Raw genomic sequence first — 15,758 nt, 5'->3', positions numbered from 1 at the left:
TTCAATGGTGTAACCCTGAAGTATAGCCGCCACGGACCGCGATCAATGCCCGCGCAGGTCGCGCGGGCGGAAGCCCATCGCCAGCATGGCCACCACGTAGGTCGCGCCGCCGCCGCCGACCAGCAGCATCAGGCCACCGATACGGTGCCATTTGTCCATGCCGGTGAAGTCGGGGACCCAGTGCAGCAGGGCCAGCAGCACGCCGACCATGGCCGCGCAGGCCACCCCCAGCCGCACCAGATAGCCGCCCCAGCCCGGCCGCCGCTGGTAGACGTCGGTCTTGCCCAGCCAGTACCAGAGCAGGCCCAGGTTCAGGTAACTGGACAGCGCACTGGCGATGCCCAGTGCCAGGTGCAGGCCCGGCTGCTTGCCGATGGCCGCCATCACGCCCTGTGCCTTCAGCGCGTCCGGCACCATCACCTGGTACAGCACGGCCAGCAGGGCGAAGTTGAACACCATGTTGGCCACCAGCGCGGCAACACCGGCGCGCACCGGGGTCTTGGTGTCCTGGCGGGCGTAGAAGGCCGGCAACACCACCTTGAGCAGGGCGAACGCCGGCAGGCCGAAGCTCAGGCCGTATACCGACAGCGCGGTCATGCGGGTATCGAACGCGGTGAACTGGCGGTACTGGAACAGGGTGGCGATCAGCGGCTCGGCCAGCAGCACCAGGCCCAGCATCGCCGGCACCGAGATCAGCAGGGTCATGCGCAGGCCCCAGTCCAGCGAGCGCGAGAAGCCCTCGCGGTCGGTGCTGACATGGTGGCGGGCCAGCGCCGGCAGGATCACCGTGCCCAGCGCCACGCCGAACACACCCAGCGGCAGCTCCAGGAAGCGATCGGCCAGCGACAGCCAGGACTGCGAGCCGTCGGTCAGCTTGGCCGCGATGAGGGTATCCAGCAGCAGGTTGATCTGCGCCACCGACGAACCGAACAGGGTCGGCACCATCAGCGTCAGCACCTTGCGCACGCCCGGATGGTTCCAGCCCCAGCGCGGCAGGGTCAGCAGGTTGATGCCCTTCAGCGAGGGCAGCTGGAACAGCAACTGCAGGAGACCGGCCGCCAGCACCGCCCAGCCCAGCGCCAGGATCTGCTTCTCCGGGGTGCCGCCCAGCCGCGGCGCCAGCCACAGCGCACCGGCGATCATGCACAGGTTGAGGATGACCGGGGTCAGCGCCGGCATCGCGAAGCGCTGGAAGCTGTTCAGCGCACCGCCGGCCAGCGCGGTCAGCGACACGAACAGCAGGAACGGGAAGGTCAGGCGGAACAGGTCGACCAGCAGGGTCTGCTTGACCGGGTCGGTGTCAGCACCACTTGAGAATGCCACCGCCAGCTGCGGCGCGAAGATCAGCGCCAGGGCGGTGACCAGCATCAGCACCCCGCCCAGGGTGCCGGCGGTCCGGGACATCAGCTCACGCAGTTCGGCGTGGCTGCGGGTCTCCTTCACCTCGGTGAACACCGGCACGAAGGCGGTGGAGAAGGACCCCTCCGCGAACAACCGGCGCAGGAAATTGGGTATCCTGAAGGCAACCCAGAACGCATCGGTAACCGCATTGGTGCCGAACGTGGTAGTGATCACCTGATCCCGGACAAGTCCGAGAACCCGCGAGACCATGGTCATGCTGCTGAACGACAGCAGGCCCCGCAACATCTTCGGTGAACTCACTCAGCGTCCCTCTTGACAATCGACTTGACGTGCATTTCTCGGGCCATCATACTAGCTAGCTTGCTGTTCCCATAACACCGATTTTTTCAGGAAACCACCACCGTGGCCAATATCAAGTCCGCCAAGAAGCGCGCCAAGCAGACCGTCGTGCGCAACGCGCGCAACGTGGCTCAGCGCTCGATGCTGCGCACCGCTGTCAAGAAAGTGATCAAGGCGCTGGACGCCAACGATGCCGCCGGCGCCGAAGCCGCCTTCGCCGTTGCCCAGCCGATCCTGGATCGCTTCAGCGCGCGTGGCCTGATCCACAAGAACAAGGCTGCTCGCCACAAGAGCCGCCTGAACGACCGCATCAAGGCCCTCAAGGCCGCCTGATCCGGCGTTGCCGCCCTGCCCTTCGGGGTTGGGCAGCAGACAAAAGCCCGGCCCCGGCCGGGTTTTTTGTTGCCTGCGGTTCACCGGGATTGCCGGCCAGCGGCCGGCACTACCAAATGAAAAACCCGGCCGAAGCCGGGTTTTCCGCATGGAACCACAACGGCATTCACTCCGCGTTGCGGGCTTCCAGCTCGTCTTCCTTCTGGCGATCGAAGAAGGCCATGATCCGGCTCATGATCGGGAAGGTACCTTCGCGGCCCAGCGCGGAAACCAGGAACCACGGCTCCTTCCAGCCCAGCTCGGCGACGATCTGCTCGGCCGCGGCCTGCGCCTCGTCTTCGAACATCAGGTCAGCCTTGTTCAGCACCAGCCAGCGCGGCTTGTTCAGCAGCTCCGGATCGTGCTTCTCCAGCTCGCGTTCAATCGCACGCACCTGCTCCACCGGCGAAATGCCCTCCACGCCGCCTTCCATCGGCGAGATGTCCACCAGGTGCAGCAGCAGGCGGGTGCGCTGCAGGTGGCGCAGGAACTGCGCACCCAGGCCGGCGCCGTCCGCAGCGCCTTCGATCAGGCCCGGAATGTCGGCGATCACGAAGCTGCGGTGGTTCTCCACCTTCACCACGCCCAGGTTCGGGTACAGCGTGGTGAACGGGTAATCGGCCACCTTCGGCGTTGCCGCCGAAACGGCACGGATCAGGGTGCTCTTGCCGGCGTTGGGGAAGCCCAGCAGGCCGACATCGGCCAGCAGCTTCAGCTCCAGCTTCAGCGTGCGCTCTTCGCCCGGCTCGCCCGGCAGCGCCTGGCGCGGCGAGCGGTTGGTCGAGCTCTTGAAGTGCATGTTGCCCAGGCCACCGCGACCGCCCTTGGCCACCAGCAGGCGGTCGCCGTGCTGGGTCAGGTCGCCGATGACTTCATCGGTGGCAACGTTGATGACCACGGTGCCGACCGGCACGGTGATGGTCAGGTCTTCGCCGCCCTTGCCATAGGCCTGGCGGCCCATGCCGTTCTCGCCGCGCTGCGCCTTGAAGATACGCTCATGGCGGAAGTCGACCAGGGTGTTCAGGTTTTCGTCGGCGCGGATGTACACGCTGCCGCCCGCACCGCCGTCGCCGCCGTCCGGGCCGCCGAGCGGAATGAACTTCTCGCGACGGAAGCCAATGCAGCCGTTGCCGCCGTTGCCGGCGAACACTTCGATTTCTGCTTCGTCTACCAGTTTCATTGTTTCGATGCCTGCGATGGGCGCGACCTGTTGGCCGCCACCTTGAATGTCATGCCGGCCGCGGGCCGGCAACCCGGCCCAGCCGGTCTTGCTTCAACTCTAACGAAAAGCCCCGCCGAAGCGGGGCTCTCCATGCAGCGTGCTCTTCATCCAGCACGGCCATGCCGCGGCACGGGTGCCGGCGATGCCTGGATCAGGCGTCGGCCGAGACGATGCTGACGGTGCGACGCTTCTTGGCGCCCTTGACCGAGAACTCCACCTTGCCGTCCACGAGGGCGAACAGGGTGTGGTCACGGCCCAGGCCAACGCCGGTGCCCGGGTGGAACTGGGTGCCGCGCTGACGCACGATGATGTTGCCGGCTTCGATGGCCTGGCCGCCGAAGATCTTGACGCCCAGGTACTTCGGGTTGGAGTCGCGACCGTTGCGCGAGGAGCCTACGCCCTTTTTATGTGCCATGACTGCTTCTCCTGATGCTTAGCCGGCGATGCCGGTGATCTCGATTTCGGTGTAGTACTGACGGTGACCCTGACGCTTCATGTGGTGCTTGCGGCGACGGAACTTGATGATCCGGACCTTGTCAGCACGACCCTGGGACAGGACCTTGGCGGTGACGGCAGCGCCCTTCAGCGCATCGCCCAGCTTCACGCCGTCGCTGTCACCCAGCATCAGGATGTTGTCAAACTTGATCTCGCTGCCGACTTCGACTTCGAGCTTTTCAATGCGGAGCTTTTCGCCCTGCGCCACGCGGTATTGCTTACCGCCGGTGACCAGTACTGCGTACATGACCAGGCCTTCCTCTGTAGTTATTGTGGTCTGAGCTGCCGCCATCGAGGGCGGACAGGAGCGGAATTGTACGCAGATCAGCGGGCGCGGGTCAAGTCAACCCCCGAACGCCGCTGGGGACGGCTCCGGAACGGGGTCAGATCCCTTTTCACCCCGTGAAAAGGGATCTGACCCCTGCCTGACGGCCTGTCTCACCAGATGAGACATCGGGCTGGCATTGTCGCCCATTGCCCCCATCTGGTCACCTCGGTAGGCTGACCGATTGCCGTTCCCTGCTGGCCCGGCACCCAGCCAACGCCCCCACAACCGGATCCCCCATGGCGATGGATTTCATCCGCATCCGCGGCGCGCGGACGCACAACCTGAAGAACCTCGACCTCGACCTGCCCCGCGACAAGCTGATCGTGATCACCGGCCTGTCCGGCTCGGGCAAGTCCTCGCTGGCGTTCGACACCATCTATGCAGAAGGCCAGCGCCGCTATGTCGAGTCGCTGTCGGCCTATGCGCGCCAGTTCCTGAGCGTGATGGAAAAGCCGGACCTGGACCACATCGAGGGCCTGTCCCCGGCGATCTCGATCGAGCAGAAGTCGACCTCGCACAACCCGCGTTCGACGGTCGGCACGATCACCGAGATCTACGACTACCTGCGCCTGCTGTACGCCCGCGTCGGCACCCCGCGCTGCCCGGACCACGGCTATCCGCTGGAGGCGCAGACGGTCAGCCAGATGGTCGACCAGGTGCTGACCCTGGACCCGGAACAGCGCTACATGCTGCTGGCCCCAGTCATCCGCGACCGCAAGGGCGAGCATGCCCAGGTGTTCGACCAGCTGCGCGCGCAGGGTTTCGTGCGCGTGCGCGTGGACGGCGAGCTGCATGAAATCGATGCGGTGCCGCCGCTGGCGCTGCGCCAGAAGCACACCATCGAGGCGGTGATCGACCGCTTCCGCCCGCGCGAGGACATCAAGCAGCGCCTGGCCGAGAGCTTCGAGACCGCGCTGAAGCTGGGCGACGGCATGGCCTCGGTGCAGAGCCTGGACAGTGCCGACGCTTCGCCGACGCTGTTCTCCTCCAAGTACTCCTGTCCGGTCTGCGATTACTCGCTGCCGGAGCTGGAACCGCGCCTGTTCTCGTTCAACGCACCGATGGGCGCGTGCCCCGGCTGCGACGGCCTGGGCATGGCCGAATTCTTCGATCCTTCGCGCGTGGTGGTGCATCCCGAGCTGTCGCTGGCCGCCGGCGCGGTGCGCGGCTGGGACCGTCGCAACGCCTATTACTTCCAGCTGATCGCCTCGCTGGCCAAGCACTACCGGTTCGACGTCGACGCGGCATGGAACTCGCTGCCGCAGAATGTGCAGCAGGCCGTGCTGTACGGCAGCGGCGATGAGGCGATCACCTTCACCTACTTCACCGAAGCCGGTGGGCGCACCCAGCGCAAGCACCGCTTCGAGGGCATCATTCCCAACCTCGAGCGCCGCTACAAGGAAACCGAATCGCCGGCGGTGCGCGAAGAGCTGTCCAAGTACATCAGCGAACAGCCGTGCCCGGAATGCTATGGCGCGCGCCTGAACAAGGCGGCACGCAACGTGTTCGTGGCCGACCGCCCGCTGCCGGAGCTGGTGGTGCTGCCGATCGACGAGGCGCTGAAGTTCTTCAGCGAACTGAGCCTGCCGGGCTGGCGTGGCGAGATCGCCGCGAAGATCGTCAAGGAAATCGGTGAGCGCCTCGGCTTCCTGGTCGATGTGGGCCTGGATTACCTGACCCTGGAACGCAAGGCCGACACCCTGTCCGGTGGCGAGGCACAGCGCATCCGCCTGGCCAGCCAGATCGGCGCCGGCCTGGTCGGCGTGATGTACGTGCTCGACGAGCCGTCCATCGGCCTGCACCAGCGCGACAACGAGCGCCTGCTCGGCACCCTCACCCGCCTGCGCGACCTCGGCAACACGGTGATCGTGGTCGAGCATGACGAGGATGCGATCCGCCTGGCCGACTACGTGCTGGACATCGGCCCGGGCGCGGGCGTGCATGGCGGCGAGATCGTCGGCCAGGGCACCCTGCAGGACATCCTGGAGGCACCGCGCTCGCTGACCGGCCAGTACCTGTCGGGCAAGCGCGCGATCGAGATCCCCGCGCGCCGGCACAAGCCGAACCCGAAGATGACCCTGCACCTGCGCGGGGCCAGCGGCAACAACCTCAAGGGCGTGGACCTGGCGATTCCGTCGGGCCTGCTGACCTGCGTGACCGGTGTATCCGGCTCCGGCAAGTCCACCCTGATCAACGACACCCTGTTCTCGCTGGCCGCCAACGAGATCAACGGTTCCTCGCACCCGATCGCCCCGTACAAGGAGATCGATGGCCTGGACCTGTTCGACAAGGTGGTGGACATCGACCAGTCGCCGATCGGCCGCACCCCGCGTTCGAACCCGGCCACCTACACCGGCCTGTTCACCCCCCTGCGCGAACTGTTTGCACAGGTGCCCGAAGCGCGTGCGCGTGGCTATTCGCCGGGCCGTTTCAGCTTCAACGTGCGCGGTGGCCGCTGCGAAGCCTGCCAGGGCGACGGCCTGATCAAGGTGGAGATGCACTTCCTGCCGGACGTATACGTGCCCTGCGACGTCTGCCATGGCAAGCGCTACAACCGCGAGACGCTGGAGATCCTGTACAAGGGCTTCAACATCAACGACGTGCTGGAAATGACCGTCGAGGATGCACTGAAGCTGTTCGAACCGGTGCCGTCGATCGCACGCAAGCTGGAAACCCTGGTCGACGTCGGCCTGAGCTACATCAAGCTGGGCCAGAGCGCGACCACGCTGTCCGGTGGTGAAGCACAGCGCGTGAAGCTGTCCAAGGAACTGTCGCGCCGCGATACCGGCCGCACCCTGTACATCCTCGACGAACCGACCACCGGCCTGCACTTCCACGACATCGAAGCGCTGCTGGGCGTGCTGCACAAGCTGCGCGACGAAGGCAACACGGTGGTGGTGATCGAGCACAACCTGGACGTGATCAAGACCGCCGACTGGATCGTCGACCTGGGTCCGGAAGGCGGCCACCGCGGTGGCACCATCCTGGTCACCGGCACGCCGGAAGACGTGGCGGCCTGTCCGCAGTCGTATACCGGCCAGTTCCTGGCGCGCATGCTGCCGTCCACCAGCGCGCGCCCGGAACAGCCGGCTGCCGTGGCCAACAAGCCCGACGCCCGCCCGCCACGCAAGGTGAAGCCTGAGAAGCCGGCCAAGGTTGCCAAGAAGGCCGCGGCCGCCAAGAGCACCGGCAAGGCCAGCAAGAGCACATCGAAGAAGAAGGACGCCTGATGAGCAGCGAACACAAGATCCTGGCCCGCATCCCGATCAGCGTGCGCTGGCGTGACATGGACAGCATGGGCCACGTCAACAACGCCAAGTACATTTCCTACCTGGAAGAAGCGCGCGTGCGCTGGATGCTGGGCGTGGACGGCGTATCGATGACCGACCGCATCGCACCGGTGGTGGCCGCGACCAACGTCAATTACCGGCTGCCGATCGTGTGGCCCAACGACATCCTGGTCGAACTGTTCGTCGAGCGCCTGGGCAACAGCAGCGTGACCATCGGCCACCGCATCGTCGACCAGCAGGACGCGTCGAAGCTGTACTCGGATGGCAACGTGGTGGTGGTGTGGATGGATACGCAGACCGGCAAGAGCGCACCGCTGCCGGAGGCGATCCGCAGCGCCTCCACTTGACGCGCCCTGGTAGGTGCCGACCTTGGTCGGCACGCTTTGGCTGCAATGAGGTTGCCGGCCAGCGGCCGGCACTACCGATCCCATTCAATGGACTGACATGATCCACCAGACTGAACTGCGCGACCTGCTGCCCGGCATGGTCCCCTTCCCCACCGACGTCTTTCCCGCCGACCAGGCCTGGCTCGGCCAGCACCTGCTGCCGCTGCTGAAGATCGACCTGGGCGTGCTGCGGCCGGAACTGGCCGGCCAGGTGGCGACGATGCTGTGCCCGATCGAGCCGTACGACGGCTGCATCGGCGAGACCACCGAAGAACACCACAACGATTTCACCGGCACCAACTGGATCGCCTTCGAACTGACCGCCGGCAACCAGATGCGCTTCCTCGGCAATGAGGGCTATTTCATCGGCGAGGCGGTGCAGGACAAGGATGCGCAGGAGCACATCGCGCAGATGCGCGACAGCTACGCCAAGGCCCGCGATTACCATGCCGCGCACGGCCGTCTCGCCTGCTACTCGCGCTACGGCAAGGGTGAGGCCAGCGAACGCGACTACTTGGATACGCTGGGCGGACCGATAGGCTTCGGCAACTGGACCGAGACCGCGGAGATTCCCGCGGCCTTCGAACTGGGCTTCACCGACGCTGCCGATGATCCCAACGCTGCGGACGATGCCGAAACGGTGATCATCACCCGCAACGGCAACAAGTTCTTCGCTGTGGCCGGCGTAGCCGGCTACAACTGGTGCGCCACCGGCGCCGACGCGATCGTGATGCTGTACGAGCCGGAAAGCCGCACCGTGCTGTTCTCGTACGACTGGTCGTAAGGCCCTTTGATCGTGCCGGCCAGCGGCCGGTACTACACGATCCTCTGCGCCACCGGCGCCGACGCGGTCGAGGTGCTGTACGAGCCGGAAAGCCGCACCGTGCTGTTCTCGTACGACTGGTCGTAAGGCCCTGCGGTAGTGCCGGCCGCTGGCCGGCATTGCCCGTGCTGCCGGCCAGCGGCCGGCACGACCATCCCGCTACGGCGCAGCCTTGCGTACGGCCAGCGTCGCACTTGCTTCGCCGCCGCCTTCCAGCTGCAGCCGTAGCGGCACCGCCTGCCCCTCCTTCAGCGCGCCCTTGCCCTGCATCAGCATCAGGTGCAGGCCACCGGGCTTGAGCTCGGCACGTGCACCCGGCGCCAGCGGCAGGCGCTCGATCGCGCGCATCCGGCTGACCCCATCCGTGATCGTGGTTTCGTGCAGCGACACATCATTGAAGCTGCTGCTGGTCGCGCCGGTGATCACCACCGCCTTGCCGCAGCCGTTGTGGATGACGCCGTAGCCAGCGGTCATCGGCATTGCCGGATTCGGTGGCAACCGCGCCCAGCCCTGATCCACCGTGACGCAGCCCGATTCCGCCGCCGAGGCCGATGCTGCGGCCGCACACAGAAGCCACAGTACGCCAACGAATGGTTTGGTTATCATCGCCCAGGTTCCTTCTTCGCAACGAGACCGCAGCATGACGACGCTCATCGAGGTGATCAACCATGGCCCCATCCGCGAACTGCGCCTGGCGCGGCCGCCGGTCAACGCACTGGACACCGACCTGTGCCGGCAGTTGATCCATGCCATCGAGCTGGCCATGGCCGAAGACGCGCACGGCATCGTGCTGTCGGGCAGCGAGCGCATCTTCACCGGCGGCATGGACGTGCCGCACCTGCTCTCGCATGGCGATGACAAGCACAAGCTGCTGGACACCTGGAACGCCTTCTTTGGCGCCGTACGCACGCTGGCCGAGAGCCGCATCCCGGTGGTCGCGGCGATCACCGGCCACGCCCCGGCGGGCGGCTGCGTGCTGGCCCTGTGCTGCGACTACCGGGTGATGGCCCGCAGCGCCGATCCGTCGCGGCCATATGCCATCGGCCTGAACGAGGTGCAGGTGGGCCTGATCGCGCCGGAGGGCATCCAGCGCCTGCTGCGCCGTGCGGTGGGCGTGCACCGCGCCGGCGTGCTGCTGACCACCGGTTCGCTGGTACCGGCCGAACAGGCGGTGCAGATCGGCCTGGTGGATGAGCTGGCAGAGGGGGACCTGGTGGTGGCACGCGCGATTGCCTGGCTGCAGGACCTGCTCAGGCAGCCGCGCCAGCCGATGCTGCTGACCCGCGCCATCGCCCGCGCCGACCTGCACGTGGCGCTGCAGCCGGACCTGATCCAGCTCGACCGCTTCGTCGAGGCCTGGTTCGCCCCGGATGCGCAGAACGCCCTGCAGGCCCTGGTAGCCCGGCTGGGCAAATAGCGGTTGCCCCGCCCGGGGTCAGATCCCTTTCGCCGGGCGAAAGGGATCTGACCCCTGACCGGTATAATCAGGCCCTCTTTCACTGCTGTGGCCGCCCCCTTGAACGACACGCCCGAACCCGTCGTCTCCGAGCTGATCGACCTGCTCACGCTGGAGCGGCTGGAGGACAACCTGTTCCGCGGGCAGAGCCGCGACATCGGCACCAAGTACGTGTTCGGCGGGCAGGTGCTGGGCCAGGCGCTGGCTGCGGCACAGGCCACGGTCGACAACGGCCGCCACGTGCACTCGCTGCACGCCTATTTCCTGCGCGCCGGCAACATCGACCACCCGATCGTCTACGACGTGGACCGTACCCGCGACGGCGGCAGCTTCTCGGTGCGCCGGGTCACCGCGATCCAGCACGGCAAGGTGATCTTCTTCTGCGCGGCATCGTTCCAGCAGGCCGAGACCGGCGCCGAGCACCAGCACAAGATGCCCGAAGTGCCGCAGCCGGAAGACATCGAACCGAACCGGCCGCTGCCGGCCGAAGTGCTGGAGCGGCTGCCGATCAAGGTGCAGCGCTGGCTGTCGCGCGGCGGCCCGTTCGAATTCCGCCACGTCTACCCGCGCGACGAACTGAACCCGCCCAAGCGCCCGCCCTACCACCAGGTGTGGCTGCGCCTGAGCGAGCCGGTCGGCGATGCTCCGGAACTGCACCAGGCCCTGCTGGCCTATGCCTCGGACTTCCACCTGCTGGGCACGGCGACGTTCCCGCACGGCATCAGCTACTACCACCCGCACGTGCAGATGGCCTCGCTCGACCACGCGATCTGGTTCCACCGCCCGTTCCGTGCCGACGACTGGCTGCTGTACTCGCTGGACAGCCCCAGCGCGCAGGATTCGCGCGGCCTGGCCCGCGGCCAGTTCTTCACCCGCAATGGCGTGCTGGTGGCCAGCACCGCGCAGGAAGGCCTGATCCGCGTGGTTCCCGACCAGGCTGCCGCGGCCGCCGTGCCGGCCAAGGAGTAAACCCATGCGCCAGATCTTCAGCAGCCAGCGCGTGGAAACCGTCGAAGGCGTGGCCGAGCTCCTGCGCGGGCATGGCATCGACGTCAAGGTGACCAACGGGCGCTCGTACAAGACCCGTCGCCGCGGCCAGTTCAGCTATACCGACCTCGGCAACGCCAACGCCTACCCGGCGGTATGGATCGTGCGCGCCGACGACCAGCCGCGTGCACGCGAGATCCTGCGTGAGGCGCGCCTGCTCGACACCACCCGCCGCGACCATCCGACCGCCGAGTTCGCCTTCCGCGACACGCCGGAACAGGGCAGCGGCGGCCGCAGCTGGGCCTGGCGCATCCGCATCGCCCTGCTGGTGGTGATCGCCGGCGTGGCGCTGGTGATCGGCCTGCGCCATCGCGGTGCCCCGGCCCCGGCAGCACCGGCCCCTGCCCCGCAGGCCCAGCCGAAGCAGGCGCAACCGGCCCCGCAGGCCGCACCGGAAGAGGATGAAGTCCGGGTCCGCATCCAGCCATCGAAATAACCCACGGGTCGTACCCGCCGCTGGCCGGCAACTGCAAAAAGGGGACGGAGGGGATTAAGTCGTTTGTGGCACAAACGACTTAATCCCCTCCGTCCCTTTTTTGTCAGCACAGAAAGTCGGTCACATTGGGCGCGCGGCTCCGTCATGGGACACAATCCCAGCAGGAGAGCCGCCGCCATGACGACGTTCGCCGCATCGATCGACCAGACCCTGGAACGCGAACTGCCCGCCGCCGCCAGCGGTTGCCAGCATGCCTACGGCCGCATCGTGCTGGCCTGCCAGAACACGGTCACCGCCATCGCCCTGGCCATCACCCGCGACCGCCAGGCCAGCGAGGACATCGCCCAGGAGGCCTTCGTGAAGGGCTGGCAGCAGCTGCACCAGCTGCGCAGCGCGACCAGCTTCCTGCCCTGGCTGCGGCAGATCACCCGCAACCTGGCCCGCGACTGGCTGCGCGCCCAGCGTGGGCGGCCGCTGACCGGCGAGGCCGCGGAGGTGGCGATGGGCATGGCCGCCGACCCGGCCCCAGGTGCGGCCGATCGCCTGCAGCGGGTGGAAGAGGAGATCGCCGCCGAGGACATCATCTCCGCCCTGCCCGCCGACAGCCGCGAAGTCCTGTTGCTGTACTACCGCGAAGGACAGCGCTCGCAACAGGTCGCCGACCTGCTCGGGCTCAGCGATGCGGCCGTGCGCAAGCGCCTGTCGCGTGCACGTGCCCTGGTGCGCGAAGGCCTGCTGCAGCGCTTCGGCGAATTCGCGCGCAGTAGTGCACCAAGCGCCGCATTCGCCACCGCCGTGGTGTCGATGGTGCTGGTGGCCGCACCCGGCACCGCCAGTGCCGCGATCCTGATCGGCACCGGCGTCGGCGTCGGTGGCAGCAAGCTCGGTCTCGGCGGCGCCAGCGTTGCCGGAGGCACCGCGATGGGCTCGTTGACCGCCACCCTGGGCCAGCTGCATGTGCTGCCGGCCGAAAGCTGGGGGGCGGTGATCGGCGGCGTGGTGGGTGGCGCGATCGGCAGCTACCTCGGCGGGCGCTTCCTGATGTCGTACACCGAAACTGCGGCAGAGCGGGCCGATGTGCGCCGCTTCCTCTACCTCAACATCACCACCGGCATGTTCTGGTGCCTGGCGATCCTGCTGGCTGTGGTGCTGCAGGCACCGGTCTGGACGCAGCTGACGGTGCTGGCGGTCGGGTTGGGCGTGGTCAACTACCAGTGCCTGGTGACGCTGCAGCGGGTGATGGCGCCGATGATCGCGCGCGATTCGGCGCGGCGCGGGCGAACCGGCATCAACTGGAAGTTCGAATCGATGTACGGCCGCACCGCCATCATCGCCATGAACCTGATGGTCATTGCGCTTGTGGCGTACTCGCTGATGCGCAGCGGCCGCCTGTAACGGACAACGCCGGCAGTGCCGCCGGCGTTGTCGTCATTCACTGCATTGACCCTCAGCGCTGCGGCTTCGGTGCGCCGCCGTCGCGCGGACCGCCATGGCGCGGGCCACCATGCATCGGGCCCTTGGCCGCATCAAACTCGGCCTTGCTCAGCTGGCCGTCCTTGTTGGTGTCGGCGGCGGCGAACCAGGCATCACGATGCTGCTTCATGCGCAGCTCGCGGTCGGCCTTGTCCAGGTAGCCATCCTTGTTCAGATCAAGCTGGTCGAAGCGCGCGGCCAGGCGCGGATCGGCCTTGGCTTCCTCGCGGCTGATGCGGCCATCCTTGTTGACGTCCAGCGCGGCCCAGCGCTCACCGCCGTGGCCACGACGGCCATGCTGCCAGCGCGGCAGCTCGTCGCGCGAGAGCTTGCCGTCCTTGTTCTTGTCCAGCTCGTCGAACTTCGCGGCCAGGCGCGGGTTGGCGGCCGCCTCGCTGCGGTCGATCACGCCGTCACCGTTGGTGTCCAGCTTGGCCGGGCGCGGTGCCGGCGTGGCCGGGGTGTCGGCCGCCAGCGCGATACCGGATGCGGAGGTGCCGAGCAGCAGGGCCAGCAGCAGGGGGGTACGGATCATGAGGTCACTCCTGGGGATGGGAACAGCGTCGGGGTGATCACTTCACCCTCGGGGGACAACAACGCCCGGGCGCGACGTCGGTTGACGCTACTGCCGATTCCATTCATCCGGCGGACAGTCGCCGCCACTGCGACAACCTGGGGCTATGCTGTGCCCATGGCGATACATGGCGACAGAGACGACGAACTGCGACTTTTCCAGACCGGCGAGCACCCCTGCGGGTACTGGTCGGACCGGGTGGCACGCGACCTGGTGCTGGACCCGAACGACCGCCGCCTCGGCGCACTCTATCCACTGGCACTGAGCTGGGGCTTCCGTCGCAGCGGCGACCTGGTCTACCGGCCGCATTGCGCGCACTGCCAGGCCTGCGTGGCGGTGCGCATCCCGGTGGCCCGCTTCGCCCCGGACCGCAGCCAGCGCCGCTGTGCCACCCGCAATGACGACCTGGAGGTGCGGATCACCGCCGCCACCGCCCGCGATGACCTGTTCGCGCTGTACCACCGCTACCTCACCCACCGCCATGCCAACGGCGGCATGGACGACCACGGCCCGCACGAGTTCGAGCAGTTCCTGATCGGCAGCTGGTCGCACACCCGCTTCATGGAGATGCGCCTGCCCGGCCACGACGGCCAGCCCAGCCAGCTGCTGGGGGTAGCGGTGACCGACGTCACCGAGCACGGCCTGTCGGCGGTCTACACCTTCTTCGACCCGGACCACCCCGCGCGCGGGCTGGGCACCTTCGCGATCCTGCAGCAGATCGAGTGGGCGCGCCGCGAGGGCCTGCCGCACGTGTATCTGGGCTACTGGATCCGCGGCCACCAGAAGATGGACTACAAGCGCCGCTTCCATCCGCTGGAAGCCTACGATGGCCGCCGCTGGCACGATTTCGACAAGGATCTGGACGGGCGCTGACAAACCGCTGACACCGGGCCGGGTGCACAATACGGCCCATGAACATGACCCGCCGCCATCCCCTGATCCTCGCCCTGGCCCTGCTCTGCGGCGCCACCGCCCCTGCCTTCGCCACGTCCCCTGCGATGACCGAAAAGCCGTCCGCTGCGCTGCGCCTGGCCACCTACAACACCTCGCTGTACTCCGATGACGCCGGTGGCCTGATCAAGGAGCTGGAAGGCGACAGCGAACACGCGCGCAAGATCGCCGCGGTGCTGCAGCAGGTGCGCCCGGACCTGGTGCTGCTGAACGAATTCGACTTCGACGACGCCCATCGCGCCGCCGACCTGTTCCAGAAGCGCTACCTGGAGGTCGCCCAGCCCGGCGGCGGCAAGCCGCTGCACTTCGCCTACCGCTATCTGGCACCGGTCAACACCGGCGTGCCCAGCGGCCTGGACCTGGACAACAACGGTGTGGTCGGTGGCGAAGGCCGCAGCCGCGGCAACGATGCCTGGGGCTACGGCCTGCACCCGGGCCAGTACGGCATGCTGGTGCTGTCGCGCTACCCGATCGACGAAGCCAGGGTGCGCAGCTTCCAGCTACTGAAGTGGAGCGCGATGCCCGGCGCGATCCGCCCGGTCGACCCACGTACCGGCCAGAGCTTCTACAACGACCATGTGTGGTCGCAGCTGCGCCTGTCGTCGAAGTCGCATTGGGACGTGCCGGTGAAGACCCCGGCCGGCGTGGTGCACGCGCTGGTGTCGCACCCGACCCCGCCGGTGTTCGACGGCCCGGAAAAGCGCAACGCGGCGCGCAACCATGACGAACTGCGCCTGTGGCAGGAATACCTGTCCAAGGGTGACAAGCCATGGCTGTGCGACGACAAGGGTCAGTGCGGCGGCCTGGCGCAGGACGCGCGCTTCGTGATCCTCGGCGACCTCAACAACGACCCGGTCGATGGCGATGGCCGCCATGAGGCGATCGTCGAACTGATCGAGAACGCCCGCGTGCTGCGCTACCCCACCCCACGCAGCGTCGGTGGCGAGCAGACCAGCCTGGCCTATGCGGCCAAGGGCATCGAGCGCAAGGGCGCACCGTTCCATGCCACCGGCGATTTCGGCCCGAAGTCCGGCACGATGCGCCTGGACTACGTACTGCCCTCGACCGGTTTCGAGTACGTCGGCAGCGGCATCTTCTGGCCGGCCAATGAAAGCCCGGAAGCGAAGATCGCCGACGGCAGCGACCACCACCTGGTGTGGGTGGACGTGCGGTAGAGTCGACGGCCCTGAAAAGGGGACGGAGG

16 protein-coding genes are annotated in these 15,758 nt (G+C 67.2%); 10 read left to right on the top strand and 6 right to left on the bottom strand.

From position 1 onward, the window contains the following. Positions 1–42: 42 nt before the first annotated feature. Positions 43–1,647: a murein biosynthesis integral membrane protein MurJ gene (murJ, locus tag AC5P98_RS02100; protein ID WP_049404435.1), complete on the bottom strand. Its 1,605-nt coding sequence runs from the start codon at positions 1,645–1,647 to the stop codon at positions 43–45. A gap of 117 nt (positions 1,648–1,764) precedes the next feature. On the opposite strand from murJ, the gene rpsT reads away from it, so the two are divergent. Beyond that, entirely contained in the window at positions 1,765–2,034 is a 270-nt protein-coding gene (gene rpsT, locus AC5P98_RS02095) for a 30S ribosomal protein S20 (protein WP_005408560.1), read from the top strand. Between the two features lie 166 nt (positions 2,035–2,200). Here rpsT and cgtA read toward each other — a convergent pair whose 3' ends face one another. The 3 genes from cgtA to rplU all read right to left on the bottom strand — a co-directional run bounded on the left by cgtA (position 2,201) and on the right by rplU (position 4,037). Then, positions 2,201–3,253 carry an Obg family GTPase CgtA gene (gene cgtA / locus AC5P98_RS02090; protein ID WP_049404438.1) on the bottom strand — a complete coding sequence of 351 codons (1,053 nt, stop codon included), beginning with the start codon at positions 3,251–3,253 and terminating at the stop codon, positions 2,201–2,203. A 193-nt stretch (positions 3,254–3,446) separates the two neighbouring features. Then, positions 3,447–3,710: a 50S ribosomal protein L27 gene (rpmA, locus tag AC5P98_RS02085; protein ID WP_005408558.1), complete on the bottom strand. Its 264-nt coding sequence runs from the start codon at positions 3,708–3,710 to the stop codon at positions 3,447–3,449. Between the two features lie 18 nt (positions 3,711–3,728). After that, positions 3,729–4,037, bottom strand: a complete 309-nt coding sequence (rplU, locus tag AC5P98_RS02080) for a 50S ribosomal protein L21 (RefSeq protein WP_005408557.1) — start codon at positions 4,035–4,037, stop codon at positions 3,729–3,731. Positions 4,038–4,354: 317 nt separating this feature from the next. Here rplU and uvrA point away from each other — a divergent pair, with 317 nt between their 5' ends. The 3 genes from uvrA to AC5P98_RS02065 all read left to right on the top strand — a co-directional run bounded on the left by uvrA (position 4,355) and on the right by AC5P98_RS02065 (position 8,578). Next, complete coding sequence (gene uvrA / locus AC5P98_RS02075; protein ID WP_049404440.1) at positions 4,355–7,348, top strand: excinuclease ABC subunit UvrA; 2,994 nt, start codon at positions 4,355–4,357, stop codon at positions 7,346–7,348. Continuing rightward, entirely contained in the window at positions 7,348–7,755 is a 408-nt protein-coding gene (locus AC5P98_RS02070) for an acyl-CoA thioesterase (RefSeq protein WP_032956469.1), read from the top strand. The genes uvrA and AC5P98_RS02070 overlap by 1 nt, the downstream gene beginning before the upstream one ends. Before the next feature lie 97 nt (positions 7,756–7,852). After that, positions 7,853–8,578: a hypothetical protein gene (locus tag AC5P98_RS02065; RefSeq protein ID WP_049419389.1), complete on the top strand. Its 726-nt coding sequence runs from the start codon at positions 7,853–7,855 to the stop codon at positions 8,576–8,578. 198 nt (positions 8,579–8,776) lie between these two features. Here the strand turns inward: AC5P98_RS02065 and AC5P98_RS02060 are convergent, their stop codons facing one another. Beyond that, complete coding sequence (locus AC5P98_RS02060) at positions 8,777–9,223, bottom strand: copper chaperone PCu(A)C (RefSeq protein ID WP_041863160.1); 447 nt, start codon at positions 9,221–9,223, stop codon at positions 8,777–8,779. Positions 9,224–9,257: 34 nt separating this feature from the next. On the opposite strand from AC5P98_RS02060, the gene AC5P98_RS02055 reads away from it, so the two are divergent. From AC5P98_RS02055 to AC5P98_RS02040, 4 genes are all read left to right on the top strand, one after another. Further along, complete coding sequence (locus AC5P98_RS02055) at positions 9,258–10,034, top strand: enoyl-CoA hydratase/isomerase family protein (RefSeq protein ID WP_014646368.1); 777 nt, start codon at positions 9,258–9,260, stop codon at positions 10,032–10,034. 87 nt (positions 10,035–10,121) lie between these two features. Next, the gene (tesB, locus tag AC5P98_RS02050; RefSeq protein ID WP_005408551.1) at positions 10,122–11,042 is read left to right on the top strand and encodes an acyl-CoA thioesterase II; all 921 of its coding nucleotides are present in this window, start codon (positions 10,122–10,124) and stop codon (positions 11,040–11,042) included. Between the two features lie 4 nt (positions 11,043–11,046). Beyond that, on the top strand, positions 11,047–11,556 hold the full coding sequence (locus AC5P98_RS02045) for a pathogenicity-like protein (protein ID WP_032959105.1): 510 nt from the start codon (positions 11,047–11,049) through the stop codon (positions 11,554–11,556). 177 nt (positions 11,557–11,733) lie between these two features. Beyond that, complete coding sequence (locus AC5P98_RS02040) at positions 11,734–12,951, top strand: RNA polymerase sigma factor (RefSeq protein WP_049404123.1); 1,218 nt, start codon at positions 11,734–11,736, stop codon at positions 12,949–12,951. A 52-nt stretch (positions 12,952–13,003) separates the two neighbouring features. Here AC5P98_RS02040 and AC5P98_RS02035 read toward each other — a convergent pair whose 3' ends face one another. Beyond that, a complete protein-coding gene (locus AC5P98_RS02035) occupies positions 13,004–13,564 on the bottom strand; it encodes an EF-hand domain-containing protein (protein ID WP_014646365.1) in 561 nt (186 codons plus the stop codon). A gap of 156 nt (positions 13,565–13,720) precedes the next feature. Here AC5P98_RS02035 and AC5P98_RS02030 point away from each other — a divergent pair, with 156 nt between their 5' ends. Together AC5P98_RS02030 and AC5P98_RS02025 are read left to right on the top strand one after the other, a co-directional pair. Further along, positions 13,721–14,476 carry an arginyltransferase gene (locus AC5P98_RS02030; protein WP_046429513.1) on the top strand — a complete coding sequence of 252 codons (756 nt, stop codon included), beginning with the start codon at positions 13,721–13,723 and terminating at the stop codon, positions 14,474–14,476. Positions 14,477–14,514: 38 nt separating this feature from the next. Beyond that, positions 14,515–15,729, top strand: a complete 1,215-nt coding sequence (locus tag AC5P98_RS02025; RefSeq protein WP_032961376.1) for an endonuclease/exonuclease/phosphatase family protein — start codon at positions 14,515–14,517, stop codon at positions 15,727–15,729. Positions 15,730–15,758 lie beyond the last annotated feature (29 nt).

The organism is Stenotrophomonas sp. YJH_SMC_135 (assembly GCF_059372355.1).
Note: the sequence above shows the minus strand (reverse complement) of the source record. Positions and strands in the feature narration are given on the sequence as shown.

Excerpts from the sequence above, each read along its gene's own strand:
- AC5P98_RS02030 (WP_046429513.1), top strand. The coding sequence starts at position 13,721 with ATGGCGATACATGGCGACAGAGACGACGAACTGCGACTTTTCCAGACC.
- rplU (WP_005408557.1), bottom strand. The coding sequence starts at position 4,037 with ATGTACGCAGTACTGGTCACCGGCGGTAAGCAATACCGCGTGGCGCAG.
- murJ (WP_049404435.1), bottom strand. The coding sequence starts at position 1,647 with ATGTTGCGGGGCCTGCTGTCGTTCAGCAGCATGACCATGGTCTCGCGG.
- AC5P98_RS02055 (WP_014646368.1), top strand. The coding sequence starts at position 9,258 with ATGACGACGCTCATCGAGGTGATCAACCATGGCCCCATCCGCGAACTG.
- AC5P98_RS02025 (WP_032961376.1), top strand. The coding sequence starts at position 14,515 with ATGAACATGACCCGCCGCCATCCCCTGATCCTCGCCCTGGCCCTGCTC.
- rpmA (WP_005408558.1), bottom strand. The coding sequence starts at position 3,710 with ATGGCACATAAAAAGGGCGTAGGCTCCTCGCGCAACGGTCGCGACTCC.
- cgtA (WP_049404438.1), bottom strand. The coding sequence starts at position 3,253 with ATGAAACTGGTAGACGAAGCAGAAATCGAAGTGTTCGCCGGCAACGGC.
- uvrA (WP_049404440.1), top strand. The coding sequence starts at position 4,355 with ATGGCGATGGATTTCATCCGCATCCGCGGCGCGCGGACGCACAACCTG.
- AC5P98_RS02060 (WP_041863160.1), bottom strand. The coding sequence starts at position 9,223 with ATGATAACCAAACCATTCGTTGGCGTACTGTGGCTTCTGTGTGCGGCC.
- AC5P98_RS02040 (WP_049404123.1), top strand. The coding sequence starts at position 11,734 with ATGACGACGTTCGCCGCATCGATCGACCAGACCCTGGAACGCGAACTG.
- AC5P98_RS02065 (WP_049419389.1), top strand. The coding sequence starts at position 7,853 with ATGATCCACCAGACTGAACTGCGCGACCTGCTGCCCGGCATGGTCCCC.
- AC5P98_RS02035 (WP_014646365.1), bottom strand. The coding sequence starts at position 13,564 with ATGATCCGTACCCCCCTGCTGCTGGCCCTGCTGCTCGGCACCTCCGCA.
- AC5P98_RS02070 (WP_032956469.1), top strand. The coding sequence starts at position 7,348 with ATGAGCAGCGAACACAAGATCCTGGCCCGCATCCCGATCAGCGTGCGC.
- AC5P98_RS02045 (WP_032959105.1), top strand. The coding sequence starts at position 11,047 with ATGCGCCAGATCTTCAGCAGCCAGCGCGTGGAAACCGTCGAAGGCGTG.